We start from the raw sequence: 19785 nt of genomic DNA on the forward strand, positions 1-19785 counted from the left end.
CGCGCGGGTCGGACGCTTCGTTCAGATCTCGGTGGCCGACACGGGCACCGGCATGTCGGAGGAGATCCAGCGTCACGTCTTCGAGCCCTTCTTCACCACCAAGGCGGCGGGGAAGGGGACCGGCATTGGCCTCTCCACGGTGTACGGCATCGTCCGGCAGCACGAGGGCTGGATCCACGTCTATTCCGAGCTGGGCACCGGCACCGTGTTTCATCTCTACCTCCCGGCGACGGCGGAGGGCGTGAGCCGCGTCACGGCGGAGCCGGCGCTGGAGACCCTGCGCGGCGCCGGCGAGAGGATCCTGGTGGTGGAAGACGACGACAGCGTGCGCAATCTCATGGCCCACATGCTCGGCCAGAACGGGTACGAGGCCATACTGGCCGGCAGCGCCGAGGAAGCCCTGGACGTCTTCGGGCGCGAACAGGGCAAATTCGATCTGATTTGCAGCGACGTTGTTCTCCCGAAACGAAGCGGGTTCGACCTCGTCGAGCAACTGAAGCAAAGCAATTCCGCGCTAAAGGTGCTCATGGTCAGCGGGTACACCGATGACCGTACCCGCTGGCCGCAAATTCGCGAGAAGGGCTGGCGCTATCTTCAGAAGCCGGTGGGCCTGCGCACGCTCCTGCGCACGCTGGCTGAAATGCTGCGGCCCCCGCCCGGCAGCGTGACGGGGTCATGATGGAGGGCGGCCGGCCCCGGCCGCCGAGACATAGGCCACCGTATAGGTCGCTTTGACTCCGCCGCCGTCCGGATACCGGTGATCATACTCGCGGCTCACTCCCGCGAGTTCGCCCCTTGTCAGCGGAAGCGCGGCCCTCGAAACCGCGCCGCCGGTGAGGCCCAACTCGTGAATATGGCACAGGAAATCCCGGGCCGAGGGATGATGCTCTTCCAGGCTCTCCTCCCGCCAGTCCGCGATAGTCCATCCGGAAGAGGTCAGGGAGTCCTGCGTTTCGCTTGCCGTCGGCAGTCGCCCGGCCGGCGGCTTGGAAGGCACGGCCTGCATCCGGACCGCCCGGAGCTCACCCAGCGTGCCGTCCAGCATGATCGAAAACACCAGTCGCCCGCCCGGCGCCAGCAACCCGCGGAGCTTGCGGAAACCGTCTTCCAACGGATCGATCCAGTGCAGGGAACAGTTGGAGGCGATGAGGTCGTACCGGGCACCGCCGTCGAAGGCCAGCAGGTCGGTCGCGTGCCAGGACACACCCGGACAGAGCCGCCGGGCGGCTTCGACCATCCGCGGCGAGTGATCCAAAGCCTCGACGCGGGCGCCCGGGTAGCGCGCGGCCAGGCGGCGCGTCAGCAGGCCCGTCCCGCATCCGACCTCCAGGACGCGCCGGACCGTTTCCGGCGCGGGCAGCCACGCGATCAAGCGCTCCGCCACGGTGTTCTGCACCGAAGCCCGCGCTTCGTACGTGTCCGCCGAGACGTCAAACCGGAGCCGGAGCGAGCCGCCGTTCACGAGAGGGTCTCCAGGAAACGAAGAAGGGGTTCGGCCGTCCAATCCGGATGATCGAGGGGAAGGCGATGCCCGGCATCAGTGAACGTATCCAGAATCGTTCCCCTGCGGCGCGAGAACATCCATTCCGCCGCGCCGATTGGAATGATCCGATCGCGGCATCCGTGTATCAGCAGGCGGGGGATGGAAAGGGCCGTCCACAACGGGCGCAACTCGGCATGCGCGAGATACTTCAACTGCGCCGCCAGCCGATCCGCGCCCGCCGCCAGGGCCCGGTTTGCGAATTCCCCGGCCGCGTCCTCGCCGGGAAAGTTGGGATAGGAGGCATTTCGGAAGAAGTCCACGAGGGTCCGTTCCGGGGCCCGGCGAAAAGCCTGTTCCATGGCCTGAAGCGTCCGGGGGGGGACGCCCTCCGTGAAATCCGGGGCCGCCGCCAGGCGCGGCGCGCTGGAGATCATGACCAGGGCGGCCACGCGCTTCGGCTCCGCCGCCGCCGCTTCGAGCGCGATCATCCCGCCCATGGACCAGCCAACAAGGACGCAGGGTTCCCGGCCCATTTCGCGGATCAGGCCTGCCGCATAGCTCGGTCCCCCCGCGAGGTCGTTGATCCCCAGCACCCGCGCGGGCCGATCGTGTGGCAGGCGCTCGGTCAGCGGATCAAGGTCTTCCGCGGTGTGGGCCCAGCCGGAAACGAGGAGCAGGGGCGCCTTCACGCCAGGCCCTCCGCGCGGGCGGCCGCGACGATCTTGTGCGCGGCCTCCTCCAGGTCGGCGGGCTCGTGGGCGAGACTGATCGAAAACCGGAGCCGGGCCGTACCGGGCGGAACCGTGGGCGGCCGTATCGCCACCGCCAGGATTCCGTCGTTTTTCAGGCGGCGCGAGAGCGACAGGGCCTTCGCGTTGTCGCCGACTTTCACCGGCACGATTTGGCTGGCCGAGTTCAGCGTGTCGAGCCCGGCCGCTTGCAGCGTCGCCCGGAACCCGGCCGCCCGGGCCAGCAGCTCTCGTCCCATGTCCGGCCGCTTGGAAAGCACCAGGAGCGCGCCCAGCGCCGCGCCCAGTACCGCGGGGGGCGGCGCGGTGGTATAGATGAACGCGCGCGCCTTGTTGACCAGCCAGGCGCGCAGGTCCTCGCCGCAGGCCACGAATCCGCCGTAGCCCCCGAGCGCCTTGCTCAAGGTTCCCATCGACACCTCGATCCGGTTCGCGAGCCCGTATTCGGAAATCAGGCCGGCCCCGCCGGGTCCGTACACGCCGGTCGCATGAGCTTCGTCCACCAGCATCAGGACGTTATGCCGGGCCGCCGCGGCGGCGAGGTCGGGCAGCGGCGCCCGGTCGCCGTCCATGCTGAACACGCTTTCGGTGAGCACCAGCCGGCGCCGCGCGGGGTGGCCGGACAGCAGTTCGTCGAGATGCGTCGCGTCGTTGTGCCGGAAGCGAAGCAGGCGGGCGCGGCTCAACACGGCGGCGTCGAGGAGGCTGGCGTGGGCGAGGCGGTCCGCCAGCACCAGGTCATCCGGGCCGACCAGCGCGGGAATCGTCCCGGCGTTGGTCAGGTAGCCGCTGCCGAACACCAGCGCGGCCGGATATCCCTTGAATTCCGCCAGTCGCCGCTCGAGCTCTTCGTGAAGAGGCAGGGTGCCGGTCACCAGCCGCGAGGCGGTGGCGCCGGCGCCGTATTCGTGCAGGGCCTTGGCCGCGCTCTCGACCACGCGCGGGTGGCGTGCCAGGCCGAGATAGTCGTTGCTGGAGAAATTGAGCAGGGGTCGGCCGTCCACCGTGACCCTCCCGCCCGTGGCGGGGTAGGGCGTGAGGTGTCGATCGAGATGCGCGGAGCGCAGCTCGGTCAGGGCGTCATCCATCCAGTTTTCGCCTTGCATGGCGGCCAGTTTAAGCGACCGATGGACAGGATGCGACCCTTATGATAAGGCTGCCCCCTCATGAACTGGCCGGACATTGGGGAGCGGGTGAAGGCGGGCGGGGGGCTGACGCGCGGCGAGGCCATGGCCGTGCTGCAAGCGTCCGACGACGACCTGCTCGCGGTGATGCAGGCCGCCTTCGTGGTCCGCCGCCATTACTTCGGCCGCGACGTGAACCTGCACATCCTCCGCAACGCGCAGAGCGGGGCCTGCGGCGAGAACTGCGCCTTTTGCAGCCAGTCCGCCGTGTCCGGCGCGGCGATCGAGCGGTATCCCCTCCAGTCCGTCGAGGAGATCGTGGCGGGCGCGATCGAGGCGCAGCGGGCCGGCGCGGTCAAGTACTGCGTCGTCACCAGCGGCCGCGCGCCGGCGGAAGAAATCCTGGAGACCTTCTGCGAGGCGGCGCGCCGCATTCGCCGGCAAGCGACCCTGCACCTTTGCGTTTCGCCAGGCCTGCTTACCGGGGAGCAGGCCCGGGCCCTGGCGAGGGCCGGGGTGCACCGGGTCAATCACAACCTGGAGACTTCCCGCCGCCATTTCCCTTCCATCTGCGACACGCATACCTATGACGATCGGGTCGCCACCGTCCGGGCCGTGAAGGCGGCCGGCATGGAGGTCTGTTGCGGGGGGATCCTGGGGTTGGGCGAAAGTCTGGAGGATCGCGTGGACCTGGCGTTTGCCCTGCGCGAAATGGAAGTGGAATCCATCCCGGTCAATTTCTTCAATCCGCGGCCGGGCACGCCGCTGGCGGACCGGCCTCCGCTGGGCGCGATGGACGGATTGCGCGGGTTGGCGATGTTCCGGCTGGTGAACCCGTGGCGGGACATCCGGGCGGCGGGGGGGCGCGAGGCCTGTCTGGGTTCGTTGCAGGCGTTGGCCTTGTACGCCGCCAATTCCATCTTCACCAACGGCTACCTGACCACGCCGGGCCAGGGCAGGCCCGCGGACATCCGGATGCTCGAAGACGCGGGATTCCGTCCGGCGAAGCTGGAGATGTAGACTGGAAGGTCCGTTTTGACCAGGCACGGTCGGGCCACCGCGCAGGGATTGATAAGCATGGACATCCGGGAAATCACTACCCGCAGCGCCCTCGTGCGATCCCGCATCCCGGGCATCGAGTTCGTGATCAATCCCTACCTCGGTTGCGGCCACGGCTGCCGGTACTGTTACGCCGTGTTCATGACCAAGTACTCCCGTCACCACGCCGGCTCGGGCTGGGGTTCGTTCGTGGAAGCCAAAACGAATATTGTGACCGTTTTGCTCGACGAGTTGCGCCGCAAGCGGAAGGCCGCCACCGCCATGCTCTCCAGCGTCTGCGATCCCTACCAGCCCGCGGAGCGACGATACAAGCTGACGCGGGGTTGTCTGGCCGCCTTGCGAGATTATCGCTGGGGCGTGGAAATCCTGACCCGCTCGCCGCTGGTGCTGCGGGACCTGGACCTGCTGAAATCCATCCCGGGAGTTTCCGTGGGGATGAGCATCCCGACCGATGACGATCGTGTCCGCCGGGTAACCGAACCCTCCGCGCCCCCGATCGGCAGCCGGATCGAGACCCTTCGCCGTCTGAAGCAGTCCGGCGTGTCCACATGGGCCTTCATTGCCCCCATGCTGCCCATGAACCCGGAGCGCCTGGCCGAAATGGTCGCGCCGGTGGCGGACACCGTCATGCTGTCCGCGTTGAATTACGTCGGGCAGGTGTCCGCTCTTTTCCGGCGCATGGGGTGGGGGCCGGCCCTGACCCGGGTGTATTCCGGAGAGATGCGGCAAAGGCTGACCCGCATCCTGGGCGCCCGCATGAGCGACGTCCGGGAGGCCTGATCCCGCAAAATTCAGTTCCGGCGCACTTCCACACCTTGCAAGGTGTGGAAGTGATATCCGGTCATGATGAAAGTCCTCTTGCCGGCACTTCTTCGACGATACCAAATGACATTACCATCTTATATTGTGTGTGTTGCATAGCAAGCAAACCCAGGCAGCTCCGAATGGCCCGTTGAGAACACATTCCACACCTTGCAAGGTGTGGAATAGATTTGATTCGCAAGAGAAACGTGCGCTATCCGATGGCGATCATGCGCTCGACCGCGCGGAGCGCCCGCAGGCGGATCTCTTCGGGGACCTCGATCACGTAGCGGTTCAGCTTCAAGGCGTTCAGCGTGTCTTCCAGCGTGATCTCGTTCATGTGCGGGCAGCGCAGGCTGCAGATGCGTACCATTTCTTTCTCGGGATTCTCCGCGGCAATGTTATCGGCCATGCTGCACTCGGTCAGCAGGAGATACCTTCGCGCGTCGGAATTCTTTACGTGTCGCACCATGGCCATCGTGCTGCCCGCGAAGTCCGCGGCCCGCACCACCTCCGGCCGGCATTCCGGGTGGGCCAGGACCACCACGTCGGGGAACTGCCGGCGGGCGTTTTTCACGTCCTCCACCGTGAAGCGGTCGTGCACCTCGCACGAGCCGGTCCAGCCGATCATCTGGTAGTCGAGGTTCTCCGGCGCGCCGGCTTTCCGGCCGCTCTTCCGCGTCGGGAAGATGATCCGCTTGCCCGTCTCCTTCGCCACGTTGCGCGCCAGGAATTCGTCCGGCAGGAAAATGACGCGGTCGGTCTTCAGCGATTCGACCACCGCGGCGGCGTTGCCCGACGTGCAGCAGACGTCCGACTCGGCCTTCACGTCGGCATACGTGTTCACGTAGGTGACCACCGGCACGCCGGGAAACTGCTGCTTGAGCTTGCGCACATCCTCGGCCGTGATGCTCTCGGCCAGCGAGCAGCCCGCGCGCTGGGCCGGCAGGAGCACCGTGCGGCGGGGATTCAGGATCTTGGCCGTTTCCGCCATGAACTTGACCCCGCAGAACACGATGATGTCCTGGTCCGACTGCGCGGCCTTGCGGCTCAACTCGAGCGAGTCGCCGGTGAAGTCGGGCACGGAGTGGTAGAGCGCCGGCTCCATGTAATTATGCGCGAGGATTACGGCGTTGCGCTCCCGCTTGAGCCGCATGATCTCGTCGGCGAGCCCGGCCTTGTAACGGAGTTCCACGTCCGGCACAACGTGGCCCAGCCGGGCCTTCATTTTCTCATACATTTCCTGGGCGGACATGAATCACCTTTCAGGGAAAGGTAGGCTGGTTCCCGGCGGATTTCAACCGCAAGCTGCCATGGGGTTTTGGTTGCGCCGGTGCCGGGGCGCGGGGATACTGAAGCGGAAGATTGCCATGAGCGTGGACATGCCCAGTTCCCCGGCGCCGGAGGAGGCCGGCGCGCCCCGCCGGTCCCGCGCCGCCCGGCGCGAGCAGGCCGCCTGCGACGCCGTGCGCACGTTCCTGCGCGACCTGCACCAGGCTCGATTCGGCCCGGCCCTGCCGCGGCCGGATCAGACGGACCTTTCGCTCAAACTCAAGGTTCGGCCCGGCGCGGACTGGGCCCTGGCGTTCGAGCCCCCGCTGGGCGAGCAACTGGAGGAGCAACTGGAGGAGTGGCAGGCCGGCCGTGACGCGTTTCGCGAAGGGCGGGTCTACTGCTTCCGCTGCGATACCTCGGAATGCGAACACGCCCGGCCCGCCTCATCCCTGGAGGTTTTCAAGGAATACGCTCCGAACGGAACACCAGAATGGCATGAACTGCCCCAGGCCCTGTTGGCGGCGGCCGACGAGCGCGTGGACCGTCTCTACCGGGAGGGCGGGGGGCTCGTGGCCTTGTTCCAGCCGGGCCGCCTGCTGCGCGGACGCCAGCTATCCTCTTTCGGGCGCTCTTCCCGGACCTATGCCATCCTGGCCCAGGTGGCGGCGGGATTTTTCCCGGTGCCGGCCGGCTCCCGCGCGGAGCCCGGGACCCGCCTGGCCATTTCGTTCCAGGCCGTGGAAGCGCGCGGGCCACGCGGCGAACGCCTCCTGCGGCTGAATCCAGTGGTGGGCGCGGACGTGGCCTCCCTGCACGAGCATCTCGCCTCGGGCTGGCAACCCGCGCTCTTCCGGGCCTGGAAAACGGCCCGGCAGGAGATTGAACACCTGGAACGCCGGCTTCATGAGGCGGGCGGCGGGCCCCGCGTGAGCGAGATCATGCGCCGGCTTCCGGGCCTCATGCACCGGTTGGCGGTATCCCTCGAACGCGGAGGCCGGCAGGAAAACCGCCGCACGCACCACGTCGAGCTGCGCCGGCAAGAGCACCGCCCCGTGCACAAGGCGCTGGAAGACGCGCGGGAAGCCACCGCGGGACGGGTGTTCGACGACGAGAAGACGGGCGCCACGGTGGCCTGCGGGCCGCAATCCAGAGCCCACGCCTTCAACCGGGATGGGCGGCATGTGACCAGCTTTATCCTGCGGCCGCAGGCGATCGAACTGCGCGTGCGCACGCGAAGGTGGCGCGTGTTGACCCCGGCGGAAGTGGAGGACTTCAGGAGGCGCGTGGCGCACTACGTGCCGGTTCAAAAGGACATCGCGCCGCCGCTCTGACGGTAGAGTTCGCCAAGGCGGAGGGTCGCGGAACGCTTGCTCAAGCCCTTCTCGAAGATCAGCACGACGTATACCGTGTCGGCGAGGGCGCGGTGGAGAACCCCTGTATCCACTTCCGTGAAATGCGCCACGTCGGAAAGGCTGTAGGATTTGGCCGAGGGGAACCAGCGCCGGAAGAGCGGCAGGCTGTCCACGACCAGGTTGTTCAACATCGGCAATTCCGCCCGCCGGATTTCCTCGGCCATGAAGGACACGTCGAAGCGGGCATTGTGGGCCATCAGCACGCTGCCCTGCACAAATTCGGCGAATTCCGGGTAGATCTGCTTGAACGACGGCTTGTCCGCCACGTCCTCGTTCGTGATGCCATGCACTTCCGTGGCCCACGGAGGAATCCGCCGGCCGGGGTGGATAAGCCAGCTTTTTTCCTCGATGATCTGCCCGCCCCTGAACTTCACCGCGCCGATCTCCACAATGCGATCGCCGGTCGGGCTGAACCCCGTGGTTTCCGTGTCGAAAGCCACGAAGGTCACATTTGCCACCAGCGTATTGCGGTGGGGCATCTTGTCGAACTCAAAGCTAGGCGGAACCTTCTTTGAATCGGCTGCCGGCGCGTCAAGGAAAAGAAGCGTTGCCGAGGTGATAATCGCAGTCAAAGAAACAAGCGCCAAGGTGTGCCGCCGCTTACGCAGTACAAACCTTTTATTGAGCAAGTGCATCATTTAAAATTGGTTATGCCCAGAGTCGAATCGTAATTTCGAATGTAATCATACCCGAAGCCCTTAAACAGTCAAGAGGATTGTCCTTTGGAATTACTTGACAAATATTATCAACATTCATGCTGTCCCATTTTCGGGTGTGTTGCCCGGCGGGTTCCACGGCGGGGCCGGAAGTGATGCTTCACGGCGAAAAACTGCGGGATGAGTCTCTTTTGATTGTCAGGGGGTTATTGATCCTTATAATCCGCGCGGTAATGGAGCGGAGAAAAGCGTGAGATTGCGTTTCTACAACACCCTGTCCCGGCAGGTGGATCCTTTTGAGCCCCTGGAAGCCGGCCATGTCCGACTCTATACGTGCGGTCCGACCGTGTATAACGTGGCGCACATCGGCAATTTCCGCGCCTACGTGTTCGAAGACCTCCTGCGGCGCTACCTGAAATTCCGGGGCTTCCGGGTTACCCAGGTCATGAACCTGACGGACGTGGACGACAAAACCATCAAGGGCGCCCGGGAGCGCGGCGTTTCGCTCAACGAGTTCACGCGACAATATAAGGACACGTTCTTCGAGGATTTGAAAACGCTGAACATCGAGCCGGCCGAGTTCTATCCGGCGGCCACGGACCATGTCCCGGAGATGATCGCGCTGATCGGCCGGCTCCTGGAAACGGGACACGCTTACCGCTCGGACGACGGCTCGGTCTATTTCAGCATCAAGACGTTTCCCTCGTACGGGAAACTGGCCCGGCTGGATATCTCCGGCCTGAAGGCGGGCGCCCGGGTGGCGCAGGACGAGTACGAGAAGGACAACGTCGCCGACTTTGCCCTGTGGAAGGCGTGGGACGAGCAGGACGGCGAGGTGGCGTGGGATTCGCCGTGGGGCCGCGGGCGGCCGGGCTGGCACATCGAGTGCTCCGCCATGAGCATGAAGTACCTGGGCGAGAGTTTCGACATCCACACCGGCGGCGTGGACAACATGTTCCCGCACCACGAGGACGAGATCGCGCAAAGCGAGGCGGCCACGGGCAAACCGTTCGTCAAGTACTGGCTGCACTGCGCGCACCTGATCGTCGACGGGCGCAAGATGTCCAAGTCGTTGGGCAACTTCTACACGCTACGCGACGTACTCGGCCGGGGGCATACCGGCCGCGAGGTCCGCTATGTGCTGATGGCCACGCACTACCGGCAATGGCTCAACTTCACGTTCGATTCGCTGCAGGCCGCCCGGTCGGCCCTGGACCGCCTGGACGAGTTTCGCGGGCGCCTGGAGACGCGGGCGGGGGAAGCGACGGACCGGGGCGCGCCGGCGTGGTCCGACGAGGGGCTCGACCGCTTTGTCGCGGCCCTGGACGACGATCTCAATATCTCGGGCGCGCTCGGCGCGGTGTTCGACATGGTGCACGCGGGGAACAAGGCGCTCGACGCCGGCGAGGTGGACCCGCCGTCCGCGCGGCAGGCACTGGCCGTCCTGCAGAGCATGGACCGCGTGCTGGGCTTGATGCCGCCGAAGAAGGCCGAGGTCGGGGCGAACGTCCGCGAATTGGCGGCGCTCCGGCAGAAGGCGCGCGAGGCGAAGAACTGGCCGGAAGCGGACCGCCTGCGCAAGGAATTGCTGGCCCTCGGGTGGCTGGTGAAGGATACTCCCCAGGGGCCGGAGCTGAAAAAGGCCTGACGGCCCGACTTTTTATGCGCGGCAAATTCATCACGTTCGAGGGACCGGAGGGCGGCGGCAAGACCACGCAGGCGAAGCGCCTGATCGCGCGCCTGGAGCGGGAGGGTCATGACGTGCTGTATGCCCGGGAGCCGGGCGGCACGCCGACGGGCGAGGCGATCCGCGACATCCTGCAGTACGACAAGGCCGGCGAGCCGATCTGCCGCGAGACCGAGGTGCTCCTCTTCGCCGCCAGCCGCGCCCAGCTGGTGCGGCACGTCATCCTGCCCGCCCTGGAAAGCGGGCGGCAGGTCGTCTGCGACCGCTTCGCGGATTCGACGACCGCCTACCAGGGCTTCGGCCGCGGCTTTCCCGTCGAGCAGATGCTGACGATCAACGAGTTCGCAATCAACGGGGCGAATCCCGACCTGACGCTGCTGCTGGACATCGATGTCGGTGCGGGCTTCGAGCGCCTGGCCCGGCGCCACCGGGAAACCTCCAGCACCTGGGACCGGATCGAGCGCGAGGAGCGGGCGTTCCACGAGAAGGTGCGGCAGGGTTATCTCGAACTGGCCCGGCGCTGGCCGCAGCGCTTCCGCGTCGTGCCCGCCGGCCGCGATCCCGAGGCCGTGGAACAGGAGATCTGGGACCATGTCCGCCGGATCCTCGCTTGACCGCTTCTCGGAGCTTTTCGAGAACCTTCGCCAGGGGCACGCCGCCGGCCGGCTGGCCCATGCCTACCTGGTGGTCGGCGCGCCGCGCGGCAACGCCCTGGCCCTTTCGGAGGCGCTGCTTCAGCTTCTCTTCTGTACGGGCGAGTCGAAGCCCTGCGGCGAGTGCGCCGAGTGCCGGCGCGTGCGGGAGCATGCCCACCCCGACATCCTCTGGATCGAGCCCGAAAGCAAGGGCCGGCAGATCAAGATCGACCGGATCCGCGAGGAACTCATCCCGCGGCTCTCCCAAAGTGCCTACGGGGGCGGCTGGAAGGCGGGCGTGCTGATCCAGGCCGACCGCATGAAGGACGCCGCGGCCAATGCCTTCCTGAAGATGCTGGAAGAGCCGCCGCCGTCCAGCCTCATCCTGCTGCTGACCGACGCGCCGCAGGAACTGCTGCCCACGATCGTATCCCGCTGCCACCGGCTCCTGCTGGCCGAGGAGCCTGCTGCGCGCACCGAGGCGTGGCTGGGCCCGCTGCTGGAGATCCTGCGGGGCGATGCGCCCGCGGACGCGCTGCAAGCCCTGGCCCAGGTCGCGCGGATGAAGGCCCTGCTCGAGGGCGTACGCGCCGCCGCGGAGGACGAGGCGCCGCCGCAGTCCCCGGGCGAGGCGGAACCGGACAAGGACGTCGAAGAGGCCCGGATACGGACGCGCGTACTCGAGGCGCGCGCGGGCATCGTGCGGCGCCTGCTCGAATGGCGCCGGGACGTGCTGCTGACCGTCCTGGGGATCGGGGCGGAGGAACTGCGCTTCCCGGACGAGGCCGCGGCCCTGCGACGGCAGGCCGCCGGCCTGGACTACGCCGCGGCCCTGCGTCGTTTTCGCGCCGCGGAAGCGCTGCACCGGCAGCTCGAGCGGAATGTCCCGGATGAACTCGCGTTCGAGCACCTCTGGCTGACGGGCTGACGCGGGGGCGGATTTCTGGACAGAGCGCGGACGGGCTGCTACGATGCCAACCATAACGGTGGGGCGGGGAGGCGGGTAAGGACGGAGGAATGATCGCATGGACATTCTGACGATAAAACAAATCGTGGCTTTGATGAAGGACAACGACCTCTCCGAGTTCGAGGTCGAGGAAAAGGGGTTGCGGATGTCCATCAAGCGGACGCTGGGCGGCGAGCCCCGCGTGGCGCTGTCCGCCGTGCCCATGGCCCCGGCGCCCGTGATGGTCTCGGCGGCCGCGACGGCGCCGGGCGTGGCCCCGGTGCCCGCGCCCGCCCCGGCGGCCCCCGCGGAAGCCTCCGAGGAAACGAAGTGGACGCCGGTCAAGTCGCCCATCGTCGGGACCTTCTACCGCGCGTCCTCGCCCGACGCGGAAGCCTTCGTCACCGTCGGCCAGTCGGTGGAGCCCGACACCGTGGTGTGCATCATCGAGGCCATGAAGGTGATGAACGAGATCAAGGCCGAGACGCGGGGCGTCGTGAAGAAGATCCTCGTGGACAACGCCACGGCGGTGCAGTACGGGCAGACGCTGATCCTGATCGAGCCGGCGTGAGGCGCGCCTTTCCGGAACGGAACCAGTCATGTTTGAACGCATCCTGATAGCCAACCGCGGCGAGATCGCCCTCCGCATCATCCGCGCGTGCCGCGAGATGGGGATCAAGACGGTCGCGGTGCATTCCGAGGCGGACGAGTCCTCCATGCACGTGCAACTGGCGGACGAGTCGGTCTGCATCGGGCCGGCGCCGGCGCGGGACAGCTACCTGAAGATCGCCAACATCATCAGCGCGGCCGAGGTGGCGGACGTGGACGCCATCCACCCGGGCTACGGGTTCCTCTCCGAGAACGCGCACTTCGCGGAGATCTGCGAGAACTGTAAGATCACCTTCATCGGGCCGAGCGCGGACAACATCCGGATGATGGGCGACAAGGCCAAGGCCCGCGAGACGATGAAGAAGGCGGGCGTGCCCGTGACCCCCGGCAGCGAGGGCGTGATCGCCAACAAGGACGAGGCCCTCAAGGTGGCCCGCCAGATCGGCTATCCCGTCCTGATCAAGGCCGTGGCCGGCGGGGGCGGCAAGGGGATGCGGATCGCGCGCAACGACGTGAGCCTGGTGCAGAGCTTCATGACCGCCGCCTCCGAGGCCGAGCGCGCGTTCGGCAACGCCGAGGTCTACATCGAGAAGTTCGTCGAGAAGGCGCGGCACATCGAGGTGCAGGTGTTCGGCGACCACTACGGCAACGTCGTGCACCTGGGTGAGCGCGACTGCAGCCTCCAGCGCCGGCACCAGAAACTGCTGGAGGAATCGCCGAGCCCGGCCATTACTCCGGACATCCGCAAGAAGCTGACCCGCGCGGCCGTGCGCGGCGCGGAGGCGGTCAAGTACCGCAACGCGGGGACGATCGAGTTCCTGTTCGACGTCGAGGCGAACCAGTTCTACTTCATGGAGATGAACACCCGCATCCAGGTGGAGCACCCGGTCACCGAGGAGGTGGCCGGCGTGGACCTGATCAAGGAGCAGATCAGCGTGGCGGCCGGGAACAAGCTCTCCTTCAGCGAGAAGACGCTGACCTTCCAGGGGCACGCCATCGAGGCGCGGGTGAACGCCGAGAACCCGTACAAGAACTTCACCCCCTCGCCGGGCCGGATCCAGTTCGTCTCCATGCCGGGCGGGCCGGGCGTCCGCGTCGATTCGCACGTCTATAACGGCTACGAGATCAACCCGCACTACGACTCGATGATCGGCAAGATCATCGTCCGCGGGCGCACCCGGGCGGAGGCCATCGCGAAGATGTCCCGCGCCTTGAGCGAGTTCGTCATGGAAGGCCCGTCGACCACGGTGCCGCTCTGCCAGGCGCTCCTGGGCGACACGCGCTTCGCGCGGGGGGAATACACGACCTCCTTCCTGGAAAGTTTCATGCAGGAAGTGTTCCTGATCACACCGTGAGGGGGGCGCCATGACCGAGCAGACACCGACGGAAGGCCACGCCATGATGGATCCCCGGCACCCGCTGCAGGCCGCGGGGGCCGCCGTGCCCCCGGAGGACAACGCGGCGGACGAGGGCGTCGAACAGGGCGAGATCAAGATCCACCACCACGTCATCGCCACCATCGCGCGGCTGGCCGCGCTGAAGGTGCCGGGCGTGGCCTCCTTGAGCCCGTCCTTCGCCCAGGGCCTGGCGAAAGTCTTCGGCCGCAAGATGGACGACACGGGCATCCGCGTGCTGCTGCTGGAAAGCGGCGTGGTGATTGACCTGTACGTCGTCGTGAATTTCGGCGTCCGGATTCCGCAGGTGGCCTGGCAGGTCCAGAGCGAGGTGCGCCAGGCGGTCGAACAGATGACGGGCAAGAACGTCAAGTCCGTGAACGTCGTGGTGCAGTCATTGCAGTTCGAGGGCGGGGCTGCCCCGGCCCGCGAGGAAGGAAGAGTCTCATGAAATCGCTGCGCGTGCTTTCCGGGCTGCTGCTGTTCCTGGCGATCGCGGTTCTGGCGGGGGCGGCGCTCTTCGCCGCCCGCGCCGCCGAGCCGTGGAGCCAGGGTTTGGATTTCCTTCGCGGCGAGCGGTGGCCGGCGCTCGGTGCGGCGGCGGCGGTCCTCTTCGCCCTGGCGCTCTACGTCCTGTCCGGGATCCGGCCGCGCCGCTACAGCGAGCCGTTCATCACGTTCGAGAACGAGAGCGGGGCCGTCAGCGTCAGCACCCGGGCCATCGGCGAGGTGGTCTCCCGGGTCGGCGACGAATTCGCCGCGGTCCTCGGACTGGACAGCGCCGTCCGGCCGGCGGGCGGGAGCATCGAGGTGACCCTGGACGTCAAGGTGCGCGGCGGCACGCAGATTCCCGAACTCTGCCGCATGCTGCAGGACCGTGTCCGCGACATCATCCGGGAAAACCTGGGGCTGACCGAGATCCGGGGCGTCCGCGTGACCGTCCGCGAGATCGTGGGGGCGGCCCGGGAGGCCCGCAAGACGGAAGAGGGCGCCGCGTGAATTGGAACCGGATCGCCGAGGACGTGCTGGCGGTAACGGACGAAGTCCTGGCCCGCCTGACCGGCCCGATCGAGGAGTTGGCCGCCGAGTTCGCCGGTTGCCTGCGCGCCGGCGGGAAGATCCTGGTTTGCGGCAACGGCGGCAGCGCCGCGGATGCCCAGCACCTTGCCGGCGAACTGGTCAACCGGTTCCTCAAGGAACGCCGGCCCTACGCCGGGATCGCCTTGTCCACGGACACGTCGGTCCTGACGGCCATCGCCAATGACTACGGTTACGCGGAGGTGTTCGAGAAGCAGGTCCGCGCGCTCGGCCGCCGCGGCGACGTGCTGATCGCCATCTCCACCAGCGGCAACGCGGAAAACGTCTGCCGCGCCGTCAAGGCCGCGAAGGATGCGGGCCTGCTGACCGTCGGCCTCACCGGCGGGTCCGGAGGCAAGCTGGCCACGCTCGTCGACCGGCCGCTGTGCGTAGCCTCGACGGGCTCGACGCCGCGCATCCAGGAAGGGCACCTGCTGATCATCCACGCCCTCTGCGAGCGCCTCGAAGAACTGCTGGAAAGTTGAGCGCCGGGCCTCCCGCGGCCCGCCGGGAAAGCAAGGAATCATGAAAGACAAGGACGCCGTGCAACTGGTCGTGGTCGGCTCGACCGCCATCGACAACATCGAAACCCCCTGGGCCAAGCGCAAGAACCTGCTCGGCGGTTCGGCCAGCTACGCCTGCGCCGCGGCCGCGTTTTTCACGACGGTCGGCATGGTCGGCGTGGTCGGCGAGGATTTCCCGCCGGAACACATGGACCTTTACCGGCGCTTCGGGATCAACCTCGAAGGCCTGCAGGTCAAGCCGGGCAAGACCTTCCGCTGGGCGGGCGCCTACGAGGAGAACATGGACCAGCGACGGACCCTCCTCACCGAGCTCAACGTCTTCGCGTCCTTCCATCCCGAGTTGCCCCCGTCCTACCGCTCCGCGCCGTTCCTGTTCCTGGGCAACATCTCCCCGGACCTGCAGGCCCACGTCCTCGACCAGGTCCAGACGCCGAAATTCATCGTCCTCGACACCATGGACCTGTGGATCACGACCGCGCTGGAGCCGCTGCGGAAGGTGATCAGCCGGGTGCACCTGCTCACCCTCAACGAGTCCGAGGCGCAGCACTTGAGCGGGAAGCACTCGCTGATCAAGGCCTCGCGGCGCCTGCTGGAGCTGGGCCCGAAATTCGTCCTGATCAAGAAGGGCGAGCACGGCAGCGTCCTGTTCACGCGCGAGGGCATGTTCCTGATGCCGGCCTACCCGCTGGAGGACGTCCAGGATCCGACCGGGGCGGGCGACGCCTTCGCGGGCGGCTTCATGGGCGCCCTGGCCGCGGGCGGATACGTCGGGGAGGACGCCATCCGCCGCGCGATGCTCTACGGCAGCATCGTGGCGTCGTTCGGCGTGGAGGCGTTCAGCCTCGAGCGCCTGGCCAAGCTGACGCGCGAGGACATCGAGGCCCGCGCCGCGCTGTTCCGCAACATGTGCCAGGTGCGGTAAGCGCCGCCGCTACACGCCCCGCGCCTCGTGGCCGACGAGCTGCAGGAACTCGTTGCGGGTGGCGATGGAGTCGTGGAAGCTGCCGAGCATGGCGGAGGTGACCATGCAGGAATTCTGCTTCTCCACGCCGCGCATCATCATGCAGAGGTGCCGCGCCTCGATCACGACGCCGACGCCCTCGGGGTGCAGCGCGTCCATCATCGTCCGCGCGATCTGGTTGGTCAGCCGCTCCTGGAGCTGAAGGCGGCGCGCGAAGACATCCGCCACGCGCGCCAGCTTGCTGACCCCGAACACCTTGCCCTTGGGGATGTAGCCGATGTGGCATCGGCCGAAGAACGGCAGCAGGTGGTGCTCGCAGAGGCTGTAGATCTCGATGTCCTTGACGATCACCATGTGGTTCGCCTCGACCTCGAAGACGGCGGACCGGATCACCGAGTCCACGTCCTGCCGGTAGCCCCGCGTCAGGAACTCCCACGCCTCGGCCGTCCGCGCCGGGGTGCGCCGCAAGCCTTCCCGTTCCGGATCCTCGCCCAGTTCGACCAGCAATTTGTGCGTCAGGTCTTCGATGGCTGCCTTATTCATGCGACTCTCCCGGGGTTGTCGCCACGCTCGGAACCTAGCATATCGGCGGCCGGTTGCCCCGCAAAATTCCTGTCGAAGCCGGGGGGCGGGGGAGCTAGAATGCGCCCGAGATTGGAACATGAACGGGCCCGTCATCACGCTGCTGACCGATTTCGGAACACGGGACGGCTACGTCGCCGCCATGAAGGGCGTGCTGCTGGGCCGCGCGCCGGGGGCGACCGTCGTGGACGCGGCCCACGACATCCCCCCGCACGACGTCGCCGCCGCGGCCTGGACGCTGGGCCAGTACTGGCGTTGTTTTCCGCCCGGGACCATCCACGTGGCGGTCGTGGACCCGGGCGTGGGCACGGAGCGGGCCGTGCTCCTGGTGGAGGCCGACAGCCATCTCTTCCTCGCGCCGGACAACGGGCTGCTGACCTGGGTGCTCCGGCAGGCGCGCCGCGTGGCCCTCCGGCGGCTCAAGGAGGAGGTCCACGGCGAGACCGTCTCGGCCACGTTTCACGGACGGGATATTTTTGCGCACGCGGCCGGCCTGCTGGCCTCGGGCCGCGCCTCCGTGGAGGATCTGGGCGAGGATATCCGCGAGATGGTCATGCCGGCCTGGGCTTCCGTGGAGCGGGTCGGGGAGGGCCTGCGCGGCCTGATCGTGCACGTGGACCGCTTCGGCAACCTCATCACGAACATCCAGCGCCACCAGGCCCTGGAAAGCGTGGGCGCGGCCTTCGTCGCGTCCGCCGGCGCCTTCTCCGGGATCCCCGCGAGGCGGACCTACGGCGAGGCCCGGCCGGGCGAGTTGATCGCCCTCTTCGGTTCCTCCGATACGATCGAACTTGCCGTCAACGGAGGTTCCGCGGCCGAGCGGACGGGCCTGGCCCGGGGCCAGTCCGTGGACTTGTTGCCCTCGTTGAAGATCGAGGGCTGAACCGCCGCCCGCCGGGTTGCCGCAGCGGGGTCGTAGCCCCCGCTGTACTTTCAACGGTCGCCCGCGGTACAGCAGGCGCCGCGAGCCTGCGGTTCAGCCCAAAGTGCGAACGGCTGGAGTTGCCGGCTCCCGTCTTGCCTTCCGCGCTGGGCCGCTGCTAGGATGTCGCCGGCTTTTCCGTTAAAGCCATTTGGGTAAAGGGGTTTTTCTATGCCACAACGACGAAAGCAGTTGACTACCTATCCCGAGTGGAAGGCCCTCCAGGCCCATCACAAGATCCTGGCCGGACGGCCCCTCCGGGACCTGTTCGCGGAGGATCCGGGCCGGGCTTCGCGCTTTTCGCTGGAGGCCGGGGATTTGTTCCTGGACTACTCCAAGAACCTGGTGACGGGCGAAACGCTTGAACACCTGGTCGCCCTGGCGGAGGCCGTGAACCTGCGCGGCGCCATCGCGGACATGTTCGCGGGCCGCAAGATCAACGAGACCGAGGGCCGGGCGGTGCTGCATGTCGCCCTGCGCAACCGGTCGAACACCCCGATCCGCGTGGACGGGAGGGACGTCATGCCGGAGGTCAACGCGGTCCTGGACCGGATGGCCTCGTTCGCGCGCCGCGTGCGCTCGGGCGAGTGGACCGGGTTCACCGGGCGCCGCCTGCGCAACGTGGTGAACATCGGGATCGGCGGCTCGGACTTGGGCCCGGTCATGGCGTACGAGGCGCTCAAGCCGTTCAGCGACCGCGCGCTGACCGTGCGGTTCGTGTCGAACGTGGACGGGACGCACATCGCCGAGGCCCTGCGCGACCTGGACGCCGCCGAGACCCTGTTCATCGTCTCCTCCAAAACGTTCACCACGCAGGAGACGATGACCAACGCGCAGACCGCGCGGGACTGGCTGGTGAAGGCCCTCGGGGACCCGGCCGCCGTGGGCCGGCACTTCGCCGCCGTCTCGACCAATGCGGACAAGGTGGCCGCGTTCGGCATCGATCCCGCGAACATGTTCGGCTTCTGGGACTGGGTCGGCGGCCGGTACTCGTTGCCCTCGGCGATCGGGCTTTCCCTGATGGTCGCCGTCGGGCCGGAGCGCTTCTTCGAGCTGCTCGAGGGCTACCACGCCATGGACCGCCATTTCGCGGAGGCGCCCCTGGATCGCAACATGCCCGTGCTGCTGGCGCTGCTGGGGGTCTGGTACAACAATTTCTTCGGGGCGGAAACCGTCGCCATCCTGCCGTACGACCAGTACCTCGCGCGCCTGCCGGCCTACCTGCAGCAGGCGGACATGGAGAGCAACGGCAAGTCGGTTTCCCGGCGCGGCAAGCGCGTGGCCTACCAGACCGGGCCGATCGTGTGGGGCGAGCCCGGCACGAACGGGCAGCACGCCTTCTACCAGCTGATCCACCAGGGCACCAAGCTGATCCCGTGCGACTTCATCGGGTTCTGCCGGTCGCAAAACCCGATCGGCGACCACCACGCCAAGCTCATGGCCAACTTCTTCGCCCAGACCGAGGCGCTCGCGTTCGGAAAGACCGCCGACGAGGCCGCCGCGGAGGGCGTGGCGCCGGACCTGGTTCCGCATAAGGTCTTCGGGGGCAACCGGCCCACCAACACGATCCTGGCCGACGAGCTCACGCCGCGCGTGCTCGGCCAGCTCCTCGCTCTGTACGAGCACAAGATCTACACGCAGGGCGTGATCTGGGACATCTACTCGTTCGACCAATGGGGCGTCGAGCTGGGCAAGGTCCTGGCGAATCGCATTCTTCCCGAACTGCAGGCCGCCACGGAACCCGAGTTACGGCACGACTCGTCCACGAACGGATTGATCCAGCGATTCCGGGCCCGTCGCGCGGCGGGGCTCTAGGACTCGGATCTCATGGCGGGCGAACCGAACAACGGCGGGACGGGCAGAACGGAAGCTGGCTCTTATACCCATCT

Annotated in this window: 21 protein-coding genes; 15 read left to right on the forward strand and 6 right to left on the reverse strand. The window is 67.2% G+C overall.

Going from position 1 to position 19785, the window contains the following annotated elements; translation table 11 throughout:
• On the forward strand, positions 1-679 hold a 679-nt coding region (locus KA248_14865), incomplete at its 5' end, for a response regulator (GenBank protein MBP7831187.1).
• Here KA248_14865 and KA248_14870 read toward each other — a convergent pair.
• The 3 genes from KA248_14870 to bioF are packed head-to-tail and all read right to left on the reverse strand — an operon-like array spanning position 674 to position 3320.
• Complete coding sequence (locus KA248_14870; protein MBP7831188.1) at positions 674-1462, reverse strand: methyltransferase domain-containing protein; 789 nt, start codon at positions 1460-1462, stop codon at positions 674-676. The genes KA248_14865 and KA248_14870 overlap by 6 nt on opposite strands.
• A complete protein-coding gene (locus tag KA248_14875; GenBank protein ID MBP7831189.1) occupies positions 1459-2172 on the reverse strand; it encodes an alpha/beta fold hydrolase in 714 nt (237 codons plus the stop codon). The genes KA248_14870 and KA248_14875 overlap by 4 nt, the downstream gene beginning before the upstream one ends.
• Positions 2169-3320, reverse strand: coding sequence for an 8-amino-7-oxononanoate synthase (gene bioF, locus KA248_14880; GenBank protein ID MBP7831190.1), 1152 nt, complete (start codon positions 3318-3320; stop codon positions 2169-2171). Before bioF ends, KA248_14875 begins: the two co-directional genes overlap by 4 nt.
• Before the next feature lie 78 nt (positions 3321-3398).
• On the opposite strand from bioF, the gene bioB reads away from it, so the two are divergent.
• Both bioB and KA248_14890 read left to right on the forward strand, forming a co-directional pair.
• On the forward strand, positions 3399-4376 hold the full coding sequence (bioB, locus tag KA248_14885) for a biotin synthase BioB (protein ID MBP7831191.1): 978 nt from the start codon (positions 3399-3401) through the stop codon (positions 4374-4376).
• Positions 4377-4433: 57 nt separating this feature from the next.
• Positions 4434-5195, forward strand: coding sequence for a radical SAM protein (locus KA248_14890; GenBank protein MBP7831192.1), 762 nt, complete (start codon positions 4434-4436; stop codon positions 5193-5195).
• A gap of 235 nt (positions 5196-5430) precedes the next feature.
• Here the strand turns inward: KA248_14890 and nadA are convergent, their stop codons facing one another.
• Entirely contained in the window at positions 5431-6471 is a 1041-nt protein-coding gene (nadA, locus tag KA248_14895) for a quinolinate synthase NadA (GenBank protein MBP7831193.1), read from the reverse strand.
• 115 nt (positions 6472-6586) lie between these two features.
• Between nadA and KA248_14900 the strand changes: the two genes are divergently transcribed.
• Positions 6587-7822: a hypothetical protein gene (locus KA248_14900; GenBank protein MBP7831194.1), complete on the forward strand. Its 1236-nt coding sequence runs from the start codon at positions 6587-6589 to the stop codon at positions 7820-7822.
• Here KA248_14900 and KA248_14905 read toward each other — a convergent pair.
• The gene (locus KA248_14905; protein ID MBP7831195.1) at positions 7795-8382 is read right to left on the reverse strand and encodes a 3'-5' exonuclease; all 588 of its coding nucleotides are present in this window, start codon (positions 8380-8382) and stop codon (positions 7795-7797) included. The genes KA248_14900 and KA248_14905 overlap by 28 nt on opposite strands.
• Before the next feature lie 427 nt (positions 8383-8809).
• On the opposite strand from KA248_14905, the gene cysS reads away from it, so the two are divergent.
• From cysS to KA248_14950, 9 genes are all read left to right on the forward strand, one after another.
• The gene (gene cysS / locus KA248_14910) at positions 8810-10207 is read left to right on the forward strand and encodes a cysteine--tRNA ligase (protein MBP7831196.1); all 1398 of its coding nucleotides are present in this window, start codon (positions 8810-8812) and stop codon (positions 10205-10207) included.
• A gap of 14 nt (positions 10208-10221) precedes the next feature.
• Positions 10222-10860, forward strand: coding sequence for a dTMP kinase (locus KA248_14915; protein MBP7831197.1), 639 nt, complete (start codon positions 10222-10224; stop codon positions 10858-10860).
• Positions 10838-11809: a DNA polymerase III subunit gene (locus KA248_14920; protein MBP7831198.1), complete on the forward strand. Its 972-nt coding sequence runs from the start codon at positions 10838-10840 to the stop codon at positions 11807-11809. Before KA248_14915 ends, KA248_14920 begins: the two co-directional genes overlap by 23 nt.
• Before the next feature lie 97 nt (positions 11810-11906).
• Entirely contained in the window at positions 11907-12398 is a 492-nt protein-coding gene (accB, locus tag KA248_14925; protein ID MBP7831199.1) for an acetyl-CoA carboxylase biotin carboxyl carrier protein, read from the forward strand.
• A gap of 28 nt (positions 12399-12426) precedes the next feature.
• Positions 12427-13791: an acetyl-CoA carboxylase biotin carboxylase subunit gene (gene accC, locus KA248_14930; GenBank protein ID MBP7831200.1), complete on the forward strand. Its 1365-nt coding sequence runs from the start codon at positions 12427-12429 to the stop codon at positions 13789-13791.
• A 10-nt stretch (positions 13792-13801) separates the two neighbouring features.
• Entirely contained in the window at positions 13802-14281 is a 480-nt protein-coding gene (locus tag KA248_14935; GenBank protein MBP7831201.1) for an Asp23/Gls24 family envelope stress response protein, read from the forward strand.
• Positions 14278-14829, forward strand: coding sequence for a hypothetical protein (locus KA248_14940; protein ID MBP7831202.1), 552 nt, complete (start codon positions 14278-14280; stop codon positions 14827-14829). Before KA248_14935 ends, KA248_14940 begins: the two co-directional genes overlap by 4 nt.
• Positions 14826-15392, forward strand: a complete 567-nt coding sequence (locus KA248_14945; protein MBP7831203.1) for an SIS domain-containing protein — start codon at positions 14826-14828, stop codon at positions 15390-15392. The genes KA248_14940 and KA248_14945 overlap by 4 nt, the downstream gene beginning before the upstream one ends.
• A gap of 58 nt (positions 15393-15450) precedes the next feature.
• Complete coding sequence (locus KA248_14950; protein MBP7831204.1) at positions 15451-16353, forward strand: bifunctional hydroxymethylpyrimidine kinase/phosphomethylpyrimidine kinase; 903 nt, start codon at positions 15451-15453, stop codon at positions 16351-16353.
• Between the two features lie 9 nt (positions 16354-16362).
• On the opposite strand, the gene folE is transcribed toward KA248_14950, so the two are convergent.
• A complete protein-coding gene (gene folE / locus KA248_14955) occupies positions 16363-16935 on the reverse strand; it encodes a GTP cyclohydrolase I FolE (protein MBP7831205.1) in 573 nt (190 codons plus the stop codon).
• Positions 16936-17053: 118 nt separating this feature from the next.
• On the opposite strand from folE, the gene KA248_14960 reads away from it, so the two are divergent.
• Entirely contained in the window at positions 17054-17857 is an 804-nt protein-coding gene (locus KA248_14960; protein ID MBP7831206.1) for an SAM-dependent chlorinase/fluorinase, read from the forward strand.
• 210 nt (positions 17858-18067) lie between these two features.
• Positions 18068-19711 (forward strand): glucose-6-phosphate isomerase, encoded by a 1644-nt coding sequence (pgi, locus tag KA248_14965; GenBank protein MBP7831207.1) that lies wholly within the window; start codon positions 18068-18070, stop codon positions 19709-19711.
• Positions 19712-19785 lie beyond the last annotated feature (74 nt).

This window comes from Kiritimatiellia bacterium (assembly GCA_018001225.1).
Taxonomy (GTDB): Bacteria; Verrucomicrobiota; Kiritimatiellia; order CAIQIC01; family JAGNIJ01; genus JAGNIJ01.

Bases quoted from the DNA above. Each gene is read 5' to 3' on its own strand.
- bioF (MBP7831190.1), bottom strand. From the start codon at position 3,320: ATGGATGACGCCCTGACCGAGCTGCGCTCCGCGCATCTCGATCGACAC.
- bioB (MBP7831191.1), top strand. From the start codon at position 3,399: ATGAACTGGCCGGACATTGGGGAGCGGGTGAAGGCGGGCGGGGGGCTG.
- KA248_14890 (MBP7831192.1), top strand. From the start codon at position 4,434: ATGGACATCCGGGAAATCACTACCCGCAGCGCCCTCGTGCGATCCCGC.
- nadA (MBP7831193.1), bottom strand. From the start codon at position 6,471: ATGTCCGCCCAGGAAATGTATGAGAAAATGAAGGCCCGGCTGGGCCAC.
- KA248_14900 (MBP7831194.1), top strand. From the start codon at position 6,587: ATGAGCGTGGACATGCCCAGTTCCCCGGCGCCGGAGGAGGCCGGCGCG.
- KA248_14905 (MBP7831195.1), bottom strand. From the start codon at position 8,382: ATGCCCCACCGCAATACGCTGGTGGCAAATGTGACCTTCGTGGCTTTC.
- KA248_14915 (MBP7831197.1), top strand. From the start codon at position 10,222: ATGCGCGGCAAATTCATCACGTTCGAGGGACCGGAGGGCGGCGGCAAG.
- KA248_14920 (MBP7831198.1), top strand. From the start codon at position 10,838: ATGTCCGCCGGATCCTCGCTTGACCGCTTCTCGGAGCTTTTCGAGAAC.
- accB (MBP7831199.1), top strand. From the start codon at position 11,907: ATGGACATTCTGACGATAAAACAAATCGTGGCTTTGATGAAGGACAAC.
- accC (MBP7831200.1), top strand. From the start codon at position 12,427: ATGTTTGAACGCATCCTGATAGCCAACCGCGGCGAGATCGCCCTCCGC.
- KA248_14935 (MBP7831201.1), top strand. From the start codon at position 13,802: ATGACCGAGCAGACACCGACGGAAGGCCACGCCATGATGGATCCCCGG.
- KA248_14940 (MBP7831202.1), top strand. From the start codon at position 14,278: ATGAAATCGCTGCGCGTGCTTTCCGGGCTGCTGCTGTTCCTGGCGATC.
- folE (MBP7831205.1), bottom strand. From the start codon at position 16,935: ATGAATAAGGCAGCCATCGAAGACCTGACGCACAAATTGCTGGTCGAA.
- KA248_14960 (MBP7831206.1), top strand. From the start codon at position 17,054: ATGAACGGGCCCGTCATCACGCTGCTGACCGATTTCGGAACACGGGAC.
- pgi (MBP7831207.1), top strand. From the start codon at position 18,068: ATGCCACAACGACGAAAGCAGTTGACTACCTATCCCGAGTGGAAGGCC.